General features: G+C 62.8%; 17 protein-coding genes. 7 read left to right on the forward strand and 10 right to left on the reverse strand.

The genetic code is table 11. The features are described from left to right. Positions 1-98: 98 nt before the first annotated feature. Positions 99-368, reverse strand: a complete 270-nt coding sequence (locus FXB40_RS01205; protein WP_148770351.1) for a hypothetical protein — start codon at positions 366-368, stop codon at positions 99-101. Positions 369-491: 123 nt separating this feature from the next. Here FXB40_RS01205 and FXB40_RS01210 point away from each other — a divergent pair, with 123 nt between their 5' ends. Next, the gene (locus FXB40_RS01210; protein ID WP_246207266.1) at positions 492-992 is read left to right on the forward strand and encodes a VOC family protein; all 501 of its coding nucleotides are present in this window, start codon (positions 492-494) and stop codon (positions 990-992) included. Positions 993-1,027: 35 nt separating this feature from the next. On the opposite strand, the gene FXB40_RS01215 is transcribed toward FXB40_RS01210, so the two are convergent. The 3 genes from FXB40_RS01215 to FXB40_RS01220 all read right to left on the reverse strand — a co-directional run bounded on the left by FXB40_RS01215 (position 1,028) and on the right by FXB40_RS01220 (position 2,554). Next, positions 1,028-1,378, reverse strand: a complete 351-nt coding sequence (locus FXB40_RS01215; protein WP_148770353.1) for a zinc ribbon domain-containing protein YjdM — start codon at positions 1,376-1,378, stop codon at positions 1,028-1,030. A gap of 44 nt (positions 1,379-1,422) precedes the next feature. Next, positions 1,423-1,596 carry a hypothetical protein gene (locus tag FXB40_RS47565; RefSeq protein WP_018644642.1) on the reverse strand — a complete coding sequence of 58 codons (174 nt, stop codon included), beginning with the start codon at positions 1,594-1,596 and terminating at the stop codon, positions 1,423-1,425. A 121-nt stretch (positions 1,597-1,717) separates the two neighbouring features. Further along, on the reverse strand, positions 1,718-2,554 hold the full coding sequence (locus FXB40_RS01220; protein ID WP_148770355.1) for a PhzF family phenazine biosynthesis protein: 837 nt from the start codon (positions 2,552-2,554) through the stop codon (positions 1,718-1,720). A gap of 240 nt (positions 2,555-2,794) precedes the next feature. Between FXB40_RS01220 and FXB40_RS01225 the strand changes: the two genes are divergently transcribed. Beyond that, positions 2,795-3,313, forward strand: coding sequence for a hypothetical protein (locus FXB40_RS01225; protein ID WP_148770357.1), 519 nt, complete (start codon positions 2,795-2,797; stop codon positions 3,311-3,313). 419 nt (positions 3,314-3,732) lie between these two features. Continuing rightward, positions 3,733-4,557: an FkbM family methyltransferase gene (locus FXB40_RS01235; protein WP_148770359.1), complete on the forward strand. Its 825-nt coding sequence runs from the start codon at positions 3,733-3,735 to the stop codon at positions 4,555-4,557. Positions 4,558-4,663: 106 nt separating this feature from the next. Here the strand turns inward: FXB40_RS01235 and FXB40_RS01240 are convergent, their stop codons facing one another. After that, complete coding sequence (locus FXB40_RS01240) at positions 4,664-4,879, reverse strand: hypothetical protein (protein ID WP_148770361.1); 216 nt, start codon at positions 4,877-4,879, stop codon at positions 4,664-4,666. A 168-nt stretch (positions 4,880-5,047) separates the two neighbouring features. Here FXB40_RS01240 and FXB40_RS01245 point away from each other — a divergent pair, with 168 nt between their 5' ends. The 4 genes from FXB40_RS01245 (at position 5,048) to FXB40_RS01260 (ending at position 7,592) form a co-directional block, all read left to right on the forward strand. After that, complete coding sequence (locus FXB40_RS01245) at positions 5,048-5,329, forward strand: hypothetical protein (protein ID WP_148770363.1); 282 nt, start codon at positions 5,048-5,050, stop codon at positions 5,327-5,329. A 116-nt stretch (positions 5,330-5,445) separates the two neighbouring features. After that, positions 5,446-5,640 carry a hypothetical protein gene (locus FXB40_RS01250; RefSeq protein WP_148770365.1) on the forward strand — a complete coding sequence of 65 codons (195 nt, stop codon included), beginning with the start codon at positions 5,446-5,448 and terminating at the stop codon, positions 5,638-5,640. A 225-nt stretch (positions 5,641-5,865) separates the two neighbouring features. Continuing rightward, entirely contained in the window at positions 5,866-6,876 is a 1,011-nt protein-coding gene (locus FXB40_RS01255) for an acyl-CoA desaturase (protein WP_148770367.1), read from the forward strand. 206 nt (positions 6,877-7,082) lie between these two features. Beyond that, positions 7,083-7,592: a GDSL-type esterase/lipase family protein gene (locus FXB40_RS01260; protein ID WP_148770369.1), complete on the forward strand. Its 510-nt coding sequence runs from the start codon at positions 7,083-7,085 to the stop codon at positions 7,590-7,592. Positions 7,593-7,595: 3 nt separating this feature from the next. Here the strand turns inward: FXB40_RS01260 and FXB40_RS01265 are convergent, their stop codons facing one another. From FXB40_RS01265 to FXB40_RS01285, 5 genes are all read right to left on the reverse strand, one after another. Then, entirely contained in the window at positions 7,596-8,393 is a 798-nt protein-coding gene (locus tag FXB40_RS01265) for a transglycosylase SLT domain-containing protein (RefSeq protein ID WP_148770371.1), read from the reverse strand. A gap of 143 nt (positions 8,394-8,536) precedes the next feature. Beyond that, positions 8,537-9,538 carry a hypothetical protein gene (locus tag FXB40_RS01270; RefSeq protein WP_148770373.1) on the reverse strand — a complete coding sequence of 334 codons (1,002 nt, stop codon included), beginning with the start codon at positions 9,536-9,538 and terminating at the stop codon, positions 8,537-8,539. Positions 9,539-9,688: 150 nt separating this feature from the next. After that, positions 9,689-10,204: a ParB N-terminal domain-containing protein gene (locus FXB40_RS01275; RefSeq protein WP_148770375.1), complete on the reverse strand. Its 516-nt coding sequence runs from the start codon at positions 10,202-10,204 to the stop codon at positions 9,689-9,691. 293 nt (positions 10,205-10,497) lie between these two features. Beyond that, entirely contained in the window at positions 10,498-11,124 is a 627-nt protein-coding gene (locus FXB40_RS01280; protein ID WP_148770377.1) for an Abi-alpha family protein, read from the reverse strand. 165 nt (positions 11,125-11,289) lie between these two features. After that, on the reverse strand, positions 11,290-15,057 hold the full coding sequence (locus FXB40_RS01285) for a vitamin B12-dependent ribonucleotide reductase (RefSeq protein WP_148770379.1): 3,768 nt from the start codon (positions 15,055-15,057) through the stop codon (positions 11,290-11,292). Positions 15,058-15,072: the final 15 nt, after the last annotated feature.

The following is a 15,072-nucleotide window of genomic DNA, read 5'->3' on the forward strand; positions in this document are numbered from 1 at the left end:
GTCGGGCAAAACAGGCGCATGATGGCAGGATCGGCAGGTGCGATGGATGGCAGCCCGTAGCCCGGATTGCGCTGCGCTCCATCCGGGCTGCGCTCGCTTTAGCTCCAGTCTTTCGCCTTCGGGAAGCAGGCCTGCTTGCGCGGGCTCCAGACGTAGTCCGATCCGCCGCAGGGCGGGCGTGGACGCGCGGTGGCCGGGCATTCGTTCCAGACACGCGCGCCGGTGCCCCAGCCATCGACCACGCAGGCGCCTGTCATTGTGGGGTGGCAACCGGGGCCGCAGAGGCCGTCGGCGTTGGCGGCGCTGACCGCGCCCAGCAGCAGCGCGGGGGCCGTGAAGGCCAGCAAAAGGCGTGGAAGATGCTTCATCATGCGCTCCTGCGTCAGCCGAGCCTTGAACCTCGCACACGTTTTTGACGCGAGACGGCCGGCCGCTCCGCCCGGAGCATAGCACCAAATCCCGCGGCTGCGAACGGCGGCGGGAGCGGGGTGATGCCAGTGCTACGATCCGCCGTTCAGGGATTTCGCGACGAGGGGGCCGCCGAAGTGGTAGTTGAGGCCGACCCGCGCCACCACGGAGCCGATGACGCCATGACCGTCCTGCTCAACATCGATGTCCCCGATGTCGAAGCCGCCACGACCTTCTACACCGCCGCGTTCGGGCTCACGGTCGGCCGCCGCTTCGGCGCTGACTTCGTCGAACTCCTGGGCTGGCCGGGGCCGGTGTATCTGCTGACCAAGCAGGCGGGCACGTTTGGCGCGGGTGGCGACCGCCGCCGCTATAACCGGCACTGGACGCCGCTGCATCTCGACGTCGTCGTCGACGATGTCGATGCCGCGGTGGCGCGCGCGGTTCGTGCCGGCGCGATCCTGGAGGCGCCTGCGCGCGATGCGCCCTATGGACGGATCGCGATGCTGGCCGATCCGTTCGGGCACGGGTTTTGTCTGCTGGCGTTCAGCGCGGAGGGGTACGACGCGTTGCTTGGCGGGTAAGATCGCGAGATGGAGCTGCGCTGCTGTCCGCGCGGCTAGGCCTTCTTCACGAACTCCGACTTCAGGTTCATGGCGCCGATGCCGTCGATCTTGCAGGCGATGTTGTGGCCGTCGGTCGCCTCCTGAAGACGGATGTTGCGGACCTTGGTGCCGCCCTTGACGACCGACGAGGAGCCCTTGACCTTGAGGTCCTTCATCACGATGACGCTGTCGCCGTTAGTGAGCACGTTGCCATGGGCATCGCACACGCCGGCCTCCTGCGGAGCTTGCGCGGCCGCATCGCCCGCAGGGCTCCATTCATGGGCGCATTCCGGGCAGATCCAGAGGCCGCGATCCTGATAGGCGTGCTCCGACTGGCAGTTGGGGCATTTGGTGGCGTCGGTCATGATGGGTCTCGATCTCGGAGCTAGGCAAGGACAGTGGCGGGGCGTCAGCGAAACAACGCGACGAAGATCACGTAGAGCCAACCCAGGATCCCATGGATGATCGCCCACAGAATCGAGTGGTTGTTGGTGTAGGAGATCGCGATGGCGAGCGCCGAGCCGAAGCCCACGCCGTATTTCGCGCCCTCGACGCGGACGCCATAATACCGATTGCCGTTCATGGTGATCCTTTCCGGAGATTGCGCTGCATCTCTTCCTATGAGCATCGCGCCGGCCACTTGACGCAGATCAATTGTTCTCCGCGCGCGCCGACCTACGCTTATATCGCTAGTCGGTTTTGAATCAGGCGTCCATGAACCGCGCCGTGCCCGAGACCCGGATCGAGCCGCCCTTGGCCGCGCCGATCTCGGCGCGGATCAGCGAGCGGGCGCCCATGTCTTCGCCCTGGACGATGTCGATGGCGCCGCCGTGCGGCCAGCCGATGTCGCGCAAGTATCCTGCGAACGCGGCGGCGGCTGCGCCCGTTGCGGGATCCTCGACCACGCCGCCGGCCGCAAAGGCATTGCGCACGTGGAACAGGCGCGGCGTCTCCACCTTCACCAGCGCAATGGTGACCAGGCCCGCTTGCTCCATCAGCGCGCGGCCCCGTTCGAACTCATAATTCATGCGCGCCAGCGCCTCGCGCGATCGCAACGCCAGCAGGGCATGACCGGCGCCGCCGTGAATTTTTGCAGGCCGCAGTTTTGGGTCGAGATCGCCGCTGGCGTAGCCGAACAGATCCAGCAACGCATCCCGCAGCGACGCATCGAGCGGCGCGCTGCGCGTCGGCGGTGACTGCAACGCGGCTGCGATGGTGTTGCCGTCGCGCTGCCCCGAGACCGAAATGACGGCATCGTTCAGATTCAGCCCAAAACTGCGATCGCCGTAGCGATGCGCGAGCGCGGCGCCGAGCGCGATGGTGGCGTGTCCGCAGAAGGGCACCTCCATCAACGGCGAAAAATAGCGGACGCGCCATGCCTCACCCTCGGGCGCGGCAAAGGCGGTCTCGGAGAAGCCGACCTCGGCCGCGATCGCCTGCATCGCTGCGGCATCCGGCAAGGCATCGCCGATCCAGACGCCCGCAGGATTGCCGCCTGTGTTGCCGTCGGAGAAGGCCGCGATACGAAGCACTGGTGTCATGGGAGTGATCTCATTTGCCGCAGGTTGGGTTGCGCTCATGCGAAACCTATCATCTTCGCGAGCCGCAATCATGAGAGGTTGAGCGCTTATGACTTCCATTATCGCTGCGTGCCGCGTTGGCAGCTGGGACAAAATGGCAAAGCTGGGGCTGTCAACGACAGATCGGGTTAGGAATGCTGCTTATCCCCGTAATACACTGAATGTCCTTTGGGGTTCGGGTGCGTATTGGGAGGATCAATCATGGCAGGTGTTGAACAATTGCGCAGACGGGAAGGCGTGAACCTGGTTCAACTCGAGGCGGATATTGCATCGGTTCGCACGGGAAGTTCGATCGCTTCAATTTCTCTACCTGATTACGTCGAGCACACCGAGGGCGTCACGCGCGTCGGTGCGCTCAGTGCAGAGGCGGTCATTCGCGACTATGAGTCCGCTGCAAAAGAGATCGAGGCCATGGGCACCGAGTTGATCGACGCCGCGCAAAAGTGCGAAGCGCTGACAGCCCAGGTTCATGATGCGATTGCCTTCATGCGCGAAACAGCTGCTGGGTATCGCGACGAAGGACGGAAGATCTTCAAGCGCATTGAAGAATGTGCGCTCTTCACCGAAGACGTCCGCAAGACATGCGAAGAGGTCAAGCGCAGAATGAAGGACGTCTCGGTCGGCGAGTCCTCCAATGAGGAGCTTGCGACGCAAGAGCGCCAGCTGACTGGGATCGCCGCCACGGTGTCGGTGTACGAGATACCGGCCACGGAGCGGTAATCCGCAGGATGGATTTACCCCTTTGCGACACCCATCACCTCGGCGAAGCCAAGGTGATGGGTATCGCTTTCGCCCTAACGGCTCACCAATCCCGATCGCCGTAGGGATCGACCATATAGGGCGGGGGCATCCCGGATCCTCGCGGCGGCCTGGGCTGCCTTGGTGCGGCCGCTTGGACGTGCGGTCGCGCAGGCGCAGCCGGATCGTTGTTCATCACGCTCTGCACGACGGGTTTCGCGGATGCAGCAGTCAGTTGCGTTTGTAGCGCCTGCATCTTCGCTGCATCCGGCAAGACGTCGCCAATCCAGACACCGGCGGGATTGCCCCTCGGCTGCCACCCATCCTGCGGATTGGGACAAGCCTCGCATAAGCCGGCATGGGGATAGTGGCCTCTACTCTCAGCTCGAGGAGATTCTGCAATGCCGATCGCGGGGCAAAAGCTGGCCTTTGTCATGGCCTCGTCCAGCCATGGGACGATGATCGTCAATCGCTTCGACTATCGCATGGTCGCCCCGGACCGCGGCTACGGCGTGGGGCATCAGATCCTCGAGGCCGCCGCGTTCGATCCCGGCGAAGTCAAGATCGCGCTCGAACTGCTGGCCTTGCGGCGGAAGCACCACGGTGACGGCGTGATCGCGATCGACTGCGGCGCCAATATCGGCGTGCACACCATCGAATGGGCCTCGGCCATGACGGGCTGGGGCTCGGTGATCGCGATCGAGGCGCAGGAGCGGATCTACTATGCGCTGGCCGGCAACATTGCCATCAACAACTGCTTCAATGCGCTGGCGGTGCATGCGGCCGTGTCCTCCGAAGCCGGCACGATGCAGGTGCCAAATCCAAACTATTTTATGCCATCGAGCTTCGGCAGCCTGGAATTGCGGCAGCGCCCGAACACCGAATTCATCGGCCAGCAGATCGACTATGCCGACAACACCGTTCTGATCCGGAAGATGACGCTGGACGAGCTCAATCTGCCGCGGGTCGATTTCATCAAGATCGACATCGAGGGTATGGAGATGGAGGCCCTTGCAGGGGCTCGGGAGACGATCAAGGCATACCGCCCGATCCTGCTGATCGAAAAGATCAAGACGGATATCCGGCAGCTCGAGCAATGGCTCGTCGACAACGGCTACCAGCTGATGGGTCTCGGCATCAACATTCTCGCCATCGATCCGAGCGATGTGTGCTTGAAGGATATCAACGTATCGCGGAGCGCCGGCCCGCAGACTCACGCGGCCTAGGCTGACTGCCCGGTTATGGCCCATCCTTCGAGACGCCCGCCCACGGCGGGCCCTCAGGATGAGGTCCCGTTGTGCGGCGAACGCGGCGAGTGACGCTCCGCCGAACTTATTTCTGTACCATGGCCTGTGTGCCGGATGACGCGGGGGCAGGTTCCCAGGGCGCCGGGAGGATCACGCGGATCGGACGTGGCGTAGCGGTAATTTCGGTCGCGCTCGCGGCGACCCTCGCAGGCTGCTCCTGCGCGCCTTCGGCGGCGGCCACGGCCATGGACGCCAGGATAAAACTCGCCGCGATCGCCACAGCCCGCAAATCAATCACCATTATCGCCGTCCTCCGTTGGTACAGAGAACGGCTGACTGCCGGGAAAGTTCAGCAAGAGACGGCTGAAGCCGCCAGAGCCGCCGTCCGTCATTCATGCCAATCGTGATCGAAATTCGCTTGCCTTGCTTTGCGTCCTTTTGCACTCTTCCCGGGCAAGGAGATCAACGCATGAATATCAGGACTGTTGCGTGTGCGCTCGGTACGGCCGCGGTGCTGTGCAGCCTCGGGATGCCAGGTGCTGAAGCCAGGACGCGGAAGGCCGTCGTCGTTCGCGCACCGCAAGAGAGGCTCATCGTCACGGCACCCGTGCTCCGGCCGACGCCGTGGGACTACAATGTTGTTCCACGCTATCGCTATCGGCCCGAGGACGACCGGGTGGATGCCTACGGCCCGCCGTTCGTGCCGTCATATGTTCGTTACGAGGGATGGCGGTGGCCGTATTGGTGGTGAATGCCGATCACACGCTGAGGTGATCGGATTAACTTCACGGTCTGCGCCATCGCGGCAGGAACGATCGGCACAGGGCAGGCTTGGTTGCTGCTGGGAGCGAATGATGGAGGCCCCAAATGGCCCGCGACGAGCATAACAAGGCTGCCGAGCATCACGAGAATGCCGCAAAGGCACACAGGTCCGCAGCCGAGCATCACGGCAAGGGCGATCACGCCAAGGGCAAGGAGCAGGCCCAGAGTGCAAAACAGCACTCTCAGTCGGCTCATCAACAGACCGACCAGGCTCATGCGAAGAGCCAGCAGCAGAAGTAGCTGAACAACAAAAGGCCCGGCTCTTCGCCGGGCCTTTTTCGCATCAGGCTTGAAGCGCTGAGGACGACAGATGTGGCGGGCACGCTTTCGCTTTACCGACCCTACGGCACTGAAATTGCCGCCTCATCGCGTTAACCTCCGCGATTTCCACGGGTTGCTCAAAATAACGCCCGTCTGTACCCTGCGTTGCAGAAGCGCTGGTTTTCCATCGACGGACAGACTGAAATGACTGCAATCGAGGGCGTGGTTCCGGAGCAGGGTGCCGACCGGGAACTGGCGCCAAAAATGCCGCCGGGCGTGCTGGTCGACGGTCCGGTGGTCGACGCAAAGTTTCGCGATTCCTACATCTCGTTCGCCATGATGATCTTGGGCTCGATCGGCGCGCTGATCTGGGCCTTCTGGCAAGGCATCGGACGGGTGGAGATTTCGGTCTTCGCCGGCATGTTCATGCTGACCACGATGGGGATCGGCTTCATGCACCGCTACTTCGTGCACCGCAGCTACCGCTGCGGTCCGGTGATGCGGACGATCCTCGCTGCGATCGCCACGATGGCCGTGCAGGGCTCGATCCTGAAATGGGTGAGCAACCACCGGCGGCACCACCTTCACTCCGACAAGCCCGGCGACGTCCACAGCCCCTACTATGACGGCTTCGGCAACCGCATCGAAGGCTTTGCCAAGGGGATGGGGCACGCGCAGGGCGGCTGGGTGTGGGACCAGGCGACCACCGATTCCGAATATTACGCCAGGGATATTCTGGCCGACCCGATCGCGATGTTCTTCACCAGGACGCGCTGGTACTGGTACGCGCTGTCGGCGATCATCATTCCGGGCGGCATCGGCTACGCGTTTGGCGGCGTGCACACGATGATCGGCTGTGTGCTGTTCTCAGGTCTGTTCCGCAGCTACCTCATGACCATGGCCACCTCGATGGTCAACTCGGTCTGCCATAGCGACGGTCGCTGGGGCTACCGTCGCTATGAGCTCAACGACGGCACCACCAACGAGCTGGTGACCACGATCCTCACCTTCGGCGAAGGACTGCACAACAACCATCACCGCTTTCCGCGCGACGCCTACCTCTCGCACGCCTGGTACGAGATCGACATCAACGGCCTGATCATTTTGGGGCTCGGAAAGCTCGGCCTCGTGCACGACATCTTTGCGGCCGGCAGCCGGCAGCGAGGCTCGGACGGCGGAAAAGGCTCAGTGCCGGATACGGAAGCGACGGTCTGATCGACTCCTGTAGCCCGGATGGAGCGAAGCGCAATCCGGGATATCGCCCCGAGACATACCGGCCCCGGATTTCGCTGCGCTCCATCCGGGCTACGGATCTCCGGGAGTTGCCAAACGCAGACGGAATAGCGAACATTGGTTGCTGATCCCGACGGGGCATTCATTCAGCTCCGTGTAAGCGATTTTGAAAATATTTGGAGGGCGCGATGAATTGTTCGAATTTCCGAATGTTCTTCCTTGCTGTTGCAGCCGTCGTTGTCGCCTCGGTTAATCCCGCGTCCGCGCAGATCGTGGCGCTCGGCCATAGCGCGGTCCACGGCAACGTCTCCGAATCCGAGATGTGGCCGGCCTTGCTGGAGGGATTGTTGCGCGCCAAGGGGTCTCAGGTTCACGTCGCCAATGCCGGCGTGTGGGGGGAGACCACCGATGCGACACTTGCACGTACGCCGACCGCCGTCCCGGCAGGGACGAAGCTCGTTCTTCTCTGCGACAATCCGGCCAATGATGTCAGGCACAATATGAGCCCGGTCAAAGCCATGGAGAACATCGCGGCCATCAAGAGCCAGTTGAAGGCACGCGGCATCCGCGTCGTCGACGTCTGGGGCACCTACATGTCAGTCTGGCGGCAACCGGGCAGTGTCGGTCCCGACGGGCGTCATCTGAGCGTCGAGGGCAACAGGAAGATGGCGGCGGCGGTGGTCGGCGTGGCGAGGTAGCCGCTAATTGTCGTCGTCCGCCGCAAGGCGCTGAAACTGCCGCTTCATCGCGTTGACCCGCGCGACATAGCTTGCGACGAGGTGATCGCCGCAGCGCTCGGTGGCGATCATCTGAAAGTGGCGGCGCGCATAAGCGGTGGCGGGACCCCCGCCGCAGAGATGGATGAAGGCGGCGAGATCCTGCTTTTGCTGCGCGGTGGCCTTCACATCGCCGGCGCGGGCGAGAACGTCAGCCACCTGGCGATCCAGATACACCGAGGCCAGCTCGATCGCGTGGCTCGGGATCGCGCGGGTGTAGAGGAAGGTAGAACCGCAGCCGCTGTCCGTCACCACATTGCCGCGGATACAGAACCGCGCGGCCTCGCTGAGGGCCGGATCGGTCATCTGGTAGAGCCCGACGGCAGAGGAGGCGGGCCGGTAAATCGCAAGCGGATTAAAACTCCACCGCCAGCGCCAATAGGTGCGCGCCACCGGATTGCCGGAACTCTCGACCTGCGCCAGGGCTGCCAGCAATTCGGGCGTGATCGTCGCGGTGGAGAAGCTGCGGAAGAGCGGGCCGTATTGGCGCCAGTTCTCTGCGGGGTCCTTGTCGAGGGAATTGCCGACGAGGACGAACAGTTCGGTCGGCTTGCGGATGACGTGATAGGCGAGATTTAGGAGCGCGATGGTGGCGAGAAGGATCGCCGCGATGCTCGCGATCCGAACCATCCGCGGTGCGCGTGCAAAGGTCTTTCGCACCCATCGAGCACCCCGCCGGACGCTGCGAAGGAGAGGGAGGAGGCGCTTGCTTTTCCTTGGCATGGGTCTTGTGCAGGATAGCACCAAGGCTTGTGGCCGTGAACGCCGATGCAAGGACGCCCATCGAGGTCAACGGGCTGACGGGGAGCAGACAGGTTGGCCAGCGAGCGGAGTTCCGAGCCATCGGCTCAATCCGCCCTGCGGGCCTACCAATACGGATCGTCGTAAGGATCCGCCATGTATCGGGGCATCCAGGGTCCTCGCGGCGGCGGCCTGGGCCGCCGTGGTGCGGCCGCTTGGACGTGCGGCCGTGCTGGCGCAGCCGTGTCGTTGTTCATCACGCTCCGCACGGCGGGTTTCGCGGGGGCAGATGAGGATGACGTCGTCAGTTGCGTTTGCAGCGCCTGGACCTGCGCGGCGAGGCGTGCATTGTCCGCCGCATCCTTCTCCTGCGCCGCCTTGAGCTGTTGAATGGTGTCGGCCTGCTCGCGCAGCGTCTGCTCGTTGCGGCTCTTCAGTTGCTCGAGTTTTCCGTTGATGCTCGCAAGCTCGCCTGTGATGGTCTTGAGCGATTGCGCGAGATCGGACGACGACTGGTCAGGCGCTGGGGCGCCAGCTCTTGCAGCGTCAGGTTTTGGTGCGCTTTCCGTGTCCTTGGCGACCGGCTGCGCAGGCACCGGAGTTGGCTGATCCGCAGCAGCCAGTAGCACGGCCGGCGGTTGCGCCGGAGTTTCGGCCGTCGATGCTTGCGGGGACGCAGTCGCGGTCGGCGGAGCCCATCGCGCCACGATCGACCTGGCCTCGTCGCGATAGTGCGAAGCGAAGGCGGCACCGAGAATGCCGATCGCCAGCACGAGGATAACCAAAGCGCGTAACATGGGCCGATCTCCCTTCAGGCCTTGAGCGCGAACCTTGGTATCCGGCGTCGGCGCCTTGTCCCTGGGAGCCTTGTCTTCGGGACTCTTGTTCTCAGCAGTCTTGGCTGCCTCCGCACCGGCACTTGCCCGCGAGGCCCGCGGGCCGTCGTTGCCGTGTTCCATTCCGGAAACCAGCCGGTCCAGCCGCGCAAGGTCTTGCTCGGCGCTCTTGATCTGGTCAAAGGCACGCGCCAGCCCGCTATCGGCCCGCGCCACGTCCGGCTTGGGGACATCAGGCTTTTCGCTATCAGGCTTGGGGTCGGTCGCTTCAGGCACCGATGCGCTCTCCATCCAGTCGGGTCAATGGGAGTGCGGCAGTCCGATCGCTGGAAGGATAGGCCTCGCCACTGTCCAACACAACGCGCGTGCGAAGGAGAAATTATGGCGGGGGCGGGGGTGGGGCGAGGCTCCGACACTGTCGCCGTAATTTGGAGCCGGCAATCAATAGCGGCCGCCGCTGCCCTTTTGCTGCGTGATCCAGTCCGACAATGTTTTCGGTGTCGATTTCGCAGTCCGGCCCGGTAACGCCTTCGGATTGTCGCGGACGCCTTTCGTCGGACGGGTTCGCGGCGCTTCCGTTTCGTTGACGCTCTTCAAGGCAGAAGTCGATGCCTCCGCGGCTTCCTTCTCGAGGCGCAGCTTTCTCAATCGCGCCATCTTGATGCGCTCTGCCTCGACTTCGGGCCCTTCGGACAGCAGCGGCTTGTGTTGAGCAAGCTCCGCCGCGACCAGGACACCGAGTATGGTTGTCTCGCCAAGCGCCTTGCAGGCTTCGAGCCGATGCAGTCCCTCGACCAGAACGAGGCGGTCTCCGTCGTGCCGAACGGAAATGGGGGCCTGTTGTCCGATCTCCAGCATACTTTCCGCGATCTCCCCGACGATCTCGGGCTTGATGGCTTTCTTCTGCTTCGTGGGAACGAAGATCTTCTCGATCGGGAAGCTTTCCGGTTTGGGCATAATCTGACTCCGCTTCTACCGGCCCGCCGGTACCCATGCCGGTGGGGCTGGGAGTTTAGGCGGGAAGGGCTCGACCGCAAAGGCAATTTCGGCGGCAGAGTATTGATGAGCATCGAAGCCGGAACCGATCTGCGATTGCGGCGACAGCGCACTCAAGTGACGTCGCCCACTCAACGCCTAAAATTCGGCGGTAGCGAACGAATTTAGTGCACCGTCACCGCAATTCCCGGGACCCTGCCGCGGAAATGCACCGGCTGGTCCCTAGGAGTTGAGTGCACTGTCGCCGCAAATTGCTACGAGTTACTAGTAGTATGCGGATCGCACGCAGTCATGAATTCCATCCCGAAGTGAGACATAAGCATGCCTTGGGGGTGCGAACCCAAGCAGCCCAATTTTTGTAGATTCCCAAGGCTCACTTCAATCGCGCTTGGTCGATAACCCTTGAGAGCTTCGTAGATATGATTGCTTCCAAACACCCTATTAGAAGGTTCCATATGATGCAGCATGATTGTTCTAAGAATTAGCGCGTCAATCGGCTGCAATCGTTTGACAGTCTGGATGAATTCCGGTCGGACATCGCCAGCGAACTTCTCGTCCATTGCGTTGGCTAACAGTGCGGCATAAAGATCCTGAATGGCCTCACGGGTTTCGCCTTGCCCTTCTTCGAGGAGTTGGACGCCTATCTGTTCTGGGATGGGCGCGGTCTCTTGGACCTTCCGCTCCTCAAGTATTTTCCGCGTCTTGCGAGTGATTGCATCTAAATTCCGTTCACGGGCTGCACCGATGCGATCGCCGATTAGAAAGTTGTAGGCATTCGCGATTGCCGGACTCATCGACTGAACGACATCGAGCGCTTTCCCGGTCGCCTTTGCCGATTCTTCAATCGCCTTTTCGTATGGTAGCTCTGGGCGATCAGCCATTTGGTCCTCTTCTTTATCCAGCAGGATCGTAGGATGATTTGTGCCTTGCGAAACTCATCACCGCGGCCATAGGGGGCCGCAGCGTTTGCTCTGTTGGATGAAAGAAAAGCCGCTCAAAGGAGCGGCTTTCCATGGATGCGCTATGAACGAGAGGGAATCACCTTCTCACGAACACCCCGTCGTGCTGCCGCAAGTATCGCACTTCATGCAGGTGCCATTCCGCACCAGCGTGAAGTTGCCGCACTCGCTGCACATCTCGCCTTCGTAGCCTTTTGCTTTTGCTTCCGCGCGGCGCTCGGCCTTCGAGGGAGCCGCGACGGTTGCGGCGCTGCCGGCCTTGCTCCACTGGAGGGCCTCTAACTTCTCCGTGGGGGAGAGGTCGTGGGCCACTTCCTGCTTCAGCGCGACTGCGCCTTCCAGGACATCGCCGACCCGCGCGCTCGCGCCGTGGGAGGCCAGCGCGGTGACCTTGCTGCCGCCGCTCGGTGCGTTGTCGCTGCCGGAGACGACTGCGGCCGAGCCGCCGCGCATCACCACCAGATTGTCGGTGCGGGAGCGGGTGAGGCCGCGCGACACCAGCTTGGTGGCGTGGTGGGCCTCGTCCGGCTCCTTGCCTTCTTCCACGCCCTTGCCGAGCGCGTCGAAATTCGACTCGGTCGGATCGACATGGGCGAGATCGAAGCGCGACATATAGCTCACCGCGAGCTCGCGGAAGACGTAGTCGAGGATCGAGGTCGCGTACTTGATGCTGTCGTTGCCCTGCACGGGGCCCGCCGGCTCGAAGCGGGTGAAGGTGAAGGCATCGACATATTCATCGAGCGGCACGCCGTATTGCAGACCGAGGGATACCGCGATCGCAAAATTGTTGATGAAGGAGCGGAGTGCTGCGCCTTCCTTGTGCATGTCGATGAAGATCTCGCCGAGACGGCCGTCGTCATATTCGCCGGTACGGAGATAGACCTTGTGGCCGCCGACGACCGCCTTCTGGGTGTAGCCCTTGCGGCGATCCGGCATCTTCTCGCGCTCGCGCATCACGATGATGCGCTCGACCAGCTTCTCGACGATCTTCTCCGAGACCTGGGCGGTACGCGCCGCCATCGGCTTCTCGTAGAGGCTCTCGACCGCATCGTCCTCGTCCTCGTCATCGCTGATGAGCTGCGAGTTGAGCGGCTGGCTGAGCTTGGAGCCGTCGCGATAGAGCGCGTTGGCCTTCAATGCCAGTTTCCACGACAGCATGTAGGCGGACTTGCAGTCCTCGACAGTTGCGTCGTTCGGCATGTTGATGGTCTTGGAAATCGCACCCGAGATGAAGGGCTGGGCCGCCGCCATCATGTGGATGTGGCTCTGGACCGACAGATAGCGTTTTCCAATTTTGCCGCAGGGGTTGGCGCAATCGAACACGGAGTAATGTTCCGCCTTCAGATGCGGGGCGCCTTCGACAGTCATCGCGCCGCAGATGTGGATGTTGGCCGCCTCGATCTCGCGCTTGGTGAAGCCCACGGCCTGGAGCAGGTCGAAGCCGGGGGCCGCGATGGCTTCAGCGCCGATGCCGAGCTGATCGCGGATAAAATCCTCGCCAAAGGTCCACTTGTTGAAGGCGAACTTGATGTCGAAGGCGGTCGGCAGCGCCTTCTCGACCTTGGCGATGGCTTCGTCCGTAAAGCCCTTGACCTTCAGCGTCGAGGCGTTGATGCCGGGGGCGTTGGAGAGCGAGCCGTGGCCGACGGCGTAGGCTTCGATCTCCGCGATCTCGCTCTCGCGATAGCCGAGCGCGCGCAGCGCTGCGGGGACCGCGCGGTTGATGATCTTGAAGTAGCCGCCGCCGGCGAGCTTCTTGAATTTTACGAGCGCGAAGTCGGGTTCGATGCCGGTGGTGTCGCAATCCATCACCAGGCCGATCGTGCCGGTCGGCGCGATCACCGTGGTCTGGGCGTTGCGATAGCCGTGCTTCTCGCCGAGCTCGAGCGCCGCATCCCAGGCCGCCTGCGCACGCGAGACGATATCAGCCTGCGGGCAGGAGACGAGGTCGAGCGGCACCGGGTTGACGCTGAGCGCCTCGTAGCCGTTGGACTGGCCGTGGGCAGCGCGGCGGTGGTTGCGGATCACGCGCAGCATGTGCTGGGCGTTCTTTTTGTAGCCGGGGAAGGTGCCGAGCTCGGCCGCCATCTCCGCCGAAGTCTTGTAGGTGATGCCGGTCATCACAGCGGTCAGCGCGCCGCAGAGCGCGCGGCCTTCCTTCGAGTCATAAGAGAGACCCATGGTCATCAAGAGGCCGCCGATGTTGGCATAGCCCAGGCCGAGCGTGCGGAACTCGTAGGAGAGTTCTGCGATCGCGCGCGACGGGAACTGCGCCATCATCACGGAGATTTCGAGCACGATGGTCCAGAGCTGGCAGAGGTGCTCGTAGCCGGCGACGTCGAACTGCTTCGTGGTGACGTTGTAGAACGTCAGCAGGTTCGCGGAGGCGAGGTTGCACGCCGTGTCATCCAGGAACATGTATTCCGAGCATGGATTGGACGCGCGGATGTCGCCGGACGCCTTGCAGGTGTGCCAGTCGTTCATCGTGGTATTGAAGTGCAGGCCCGGGTCGGCCGATGCCCAGGCGGCGTAACCGATTTTTTCCCAGAGGTCGCGCGCCTTCAGCGTCTTCGTCACCTTCTTGGAGGTGCGGGCGTTCAGGTTCCAGTCACCGTCGGTTTCGACGGCGCGCAGGAAATCGTCCCTGAGCGAGACGGAGTTGTTGGAGTTCTGGCCGGACACGGTGAGGTAGGCTTCCGAATCCCAGTCGGTGTCATAGACGTCGAACTGGATGTCCTTGTAGCCTTGCTTCGCAAACTGGATGACGCGCTTGATGTAATTGTCAGGCACGAGGCTGCGGCGCGCGAGCTTGATCTCGCGGCGGAGCGCAGGGTTCTTCTCGGGATCAAAACAATCGTCGCCCGAGCCTTCGCAGTTCACGCAGGCCTTCAGCACCAGCTTGAGGTGCTTCTGGTTGATCTTGGAGCCCGTGACGAGGGCCGCGACCTTCTGCTCCTCCTTCACCTTCCAGTCGATATAGGTCTCGATATCGGGGTGATCGACGTCGACGACGACCATTTTGGCGGCGCGGCGCGTGGTGCCGCCCGACTTGATCGCGCCGGCCGCGCGGTCGCCGATCTTGAGGAAGCTCATCAGGCCGGACGAGCGGCCGCCACCGGAGAGTTTTTCACCCTCACCGCGCAGGCGCGAAAAATTGGAGCCGGTGCCGGAGCCGTATTTGAACAGGCGGGCTTCGCGGACCCAGAGGTCCATGATGCCGCCCTCGTTGACGAGGTCGTCACCGACGCCCTGGATGAAGCAGGCGTGCGGCTGCGGGTGCTCATAGGCCGACTTGGACTTGGTCAGCTTGCCGGTGAAAGGGTCGACATAATAATGGCCCTGGCCGGGGCCGTCGATGCCATAGGCCCAGTGCAGACCGGTGTTGAACCATTGCGGCGAGTTCGGCGCGACCATCTGCATGGCGAGCATGTAGCGGAGCTCGTCATAGAAGGTCTGGGCGTCCTCGTCGGAGGAGAAGTACTTGCCCTTCCAGCCCCAATAGGTCCAGCAGCCGGCCAGCCGATCGAAGACCTGCTTGGCCGAGAGCTCGCTGACATAGCGCTCTTTCTCGGGCAGGAGGCTAAGGGCGTCAGTGTCGGGCACGGAGCGCCACAGGAAGGAGGGGACGGACTCTTCCTCGACCTTCTTCAGGCGCGCGGCGACGCCGGCCTTGCGAAAATACTTCTGGGCGAGCACGTCGGAGGCGACCTGCGACCATTCGGTCGGGACCTCGACGCCGTCCATTTTAAACACGACCGAGCCGTCGGGATTCCTGATCTCCGACGTGGTCAGCCGGAAATCGATCCCGGCGTAAGGTGACTGTCCCGAAGTGGTGTGGCGCCGCTCAATCCGCATGGTCTTGCCCCGTCC

Source organism: Bradyrhizobium rifense, from assembly GCF_008123425.1.
GTDB lineage: Bacteria > Pseudomonadota > Alphaproteobacteria > Rhizobiales > Xanthobacteraceae > Bradyrhizobium > Bradyrhizobium rifense.

Coding starts and splice junctions, on each gene's coding strand:
- FXB40_RS01205 (WP_148770351.1), bottom strand. CDS start 368: ATGAAGCATCTTCCACGCCTTTTGCTGGCCTTCACGGCCCCCGCGCTG.
- FXB40_RS01210 (WP_246207266.1), top strand. CDS start 492: ATGCCAGTGCTACGATCCGCCGTTCAGGGATTTCGCGACGAGGGGGCC.
- FXB40_RS01215 (WP_148770353.1), bottom strand. CDS start 1,378: ATGACCGACGCCACCAAATGCCCCAACTGCCAGTCGGAGCACGCCTAT.
- FXB40_RS47565 (WP_018644642.1), bottom strand. CDS start 1,596: ATGAACGGCAATCGGTATTATGGCGTCCGCGTCGAGGGCGCGAAATAC.
- FXB40_RS01220 (WP_148770355.1), bottom strand. CDS start 2,554: ATGACACCAGTGCTTCGTATCGCGGCCTTCTCCGACGGCAACACAGGC.
- FXB40_RS01225 (WP_148770357.1), top strand. CDS start 2,795: ATGGCAGGTGTTGAACAATTGCGCAGACGGGAAGGCGTGAACCTGGTT.
- FXB40_RS01235 (WP_148770359.1), top strand. CDS start 3,733: ATGCCGATCGCGGGGCAAAAGCTGGCCTTTGTCATGGCCTCGTCCAGC.
- FXB40_RS01240 (WP_148770361.1), bottom strand. CDS start 4,879: ATGGTGATTGATTTGCGGGCTGTGGCGATCGCGGCGAGTTTTATCCTG.
- FXB40_RS01245 (WP_148770363.1), top strand. CDS start 5,048: ATGAATATCAGGACTGTTGCGTGTGCGCTCGGTACGGCCGCGGTGCTG.
- FXB40_RS01250 (WP_148770365.1), top strand. CDS start 5,446: ATGGCCCGCGACGAGCATAACAAGGCTGCCGAGCATCACGAGAATGCC.
- FXB40_RS01255 (WP_148770367.1), top strand. CDS start 5,866: ATGACTGCAATCGAGGGCGTGGTTCCGGAGCAGGGTGCCGACCGGGAA.
- FXB40_RS01260 (WP_148770369.1), top strand. CDS start 7,083: ATGAATTGTTCGAATTTCCGAATGTTCTTCCTTGCTGTTGCAGCCGTC.
- FXB40_RS01265 (WP_148770371.1), bottom strand. CDS start 8,393: ATGCCAAGGAAAAGCAAGCGCCTCCTCCCTCTCCTTCGCAGCGTCCGG.
- FXB40_RS01270 (WP_148770373.1), bottom strand. CDS start 9,538: ATGGAGAGCGCATCGGTGCCTGAAGCGACCGACCCCAAGCCTGATAGC.
- FXB40_RS01275 (WP_148770375.1), bottom strand. CDS start 10,204: ATGCCCAAACCGGAAAGCTTCCCGATCGAGAAGATCTTCGTTCCCACG.
- FXB40_RS01280 (WP_148770377.1), bottom strand. CDS start 11,124: ATGGCTGATCGCCCAGAGCTACCATACGAAAAGGCGATTGAAGAATCG.
- FXB40_RS01285 (WP_148770379.1), bottom strand. CDS start 15,057: ATGCGGATTGAGCGGCGCCACACCACTTCGGGACAGTCACCTTACGCC.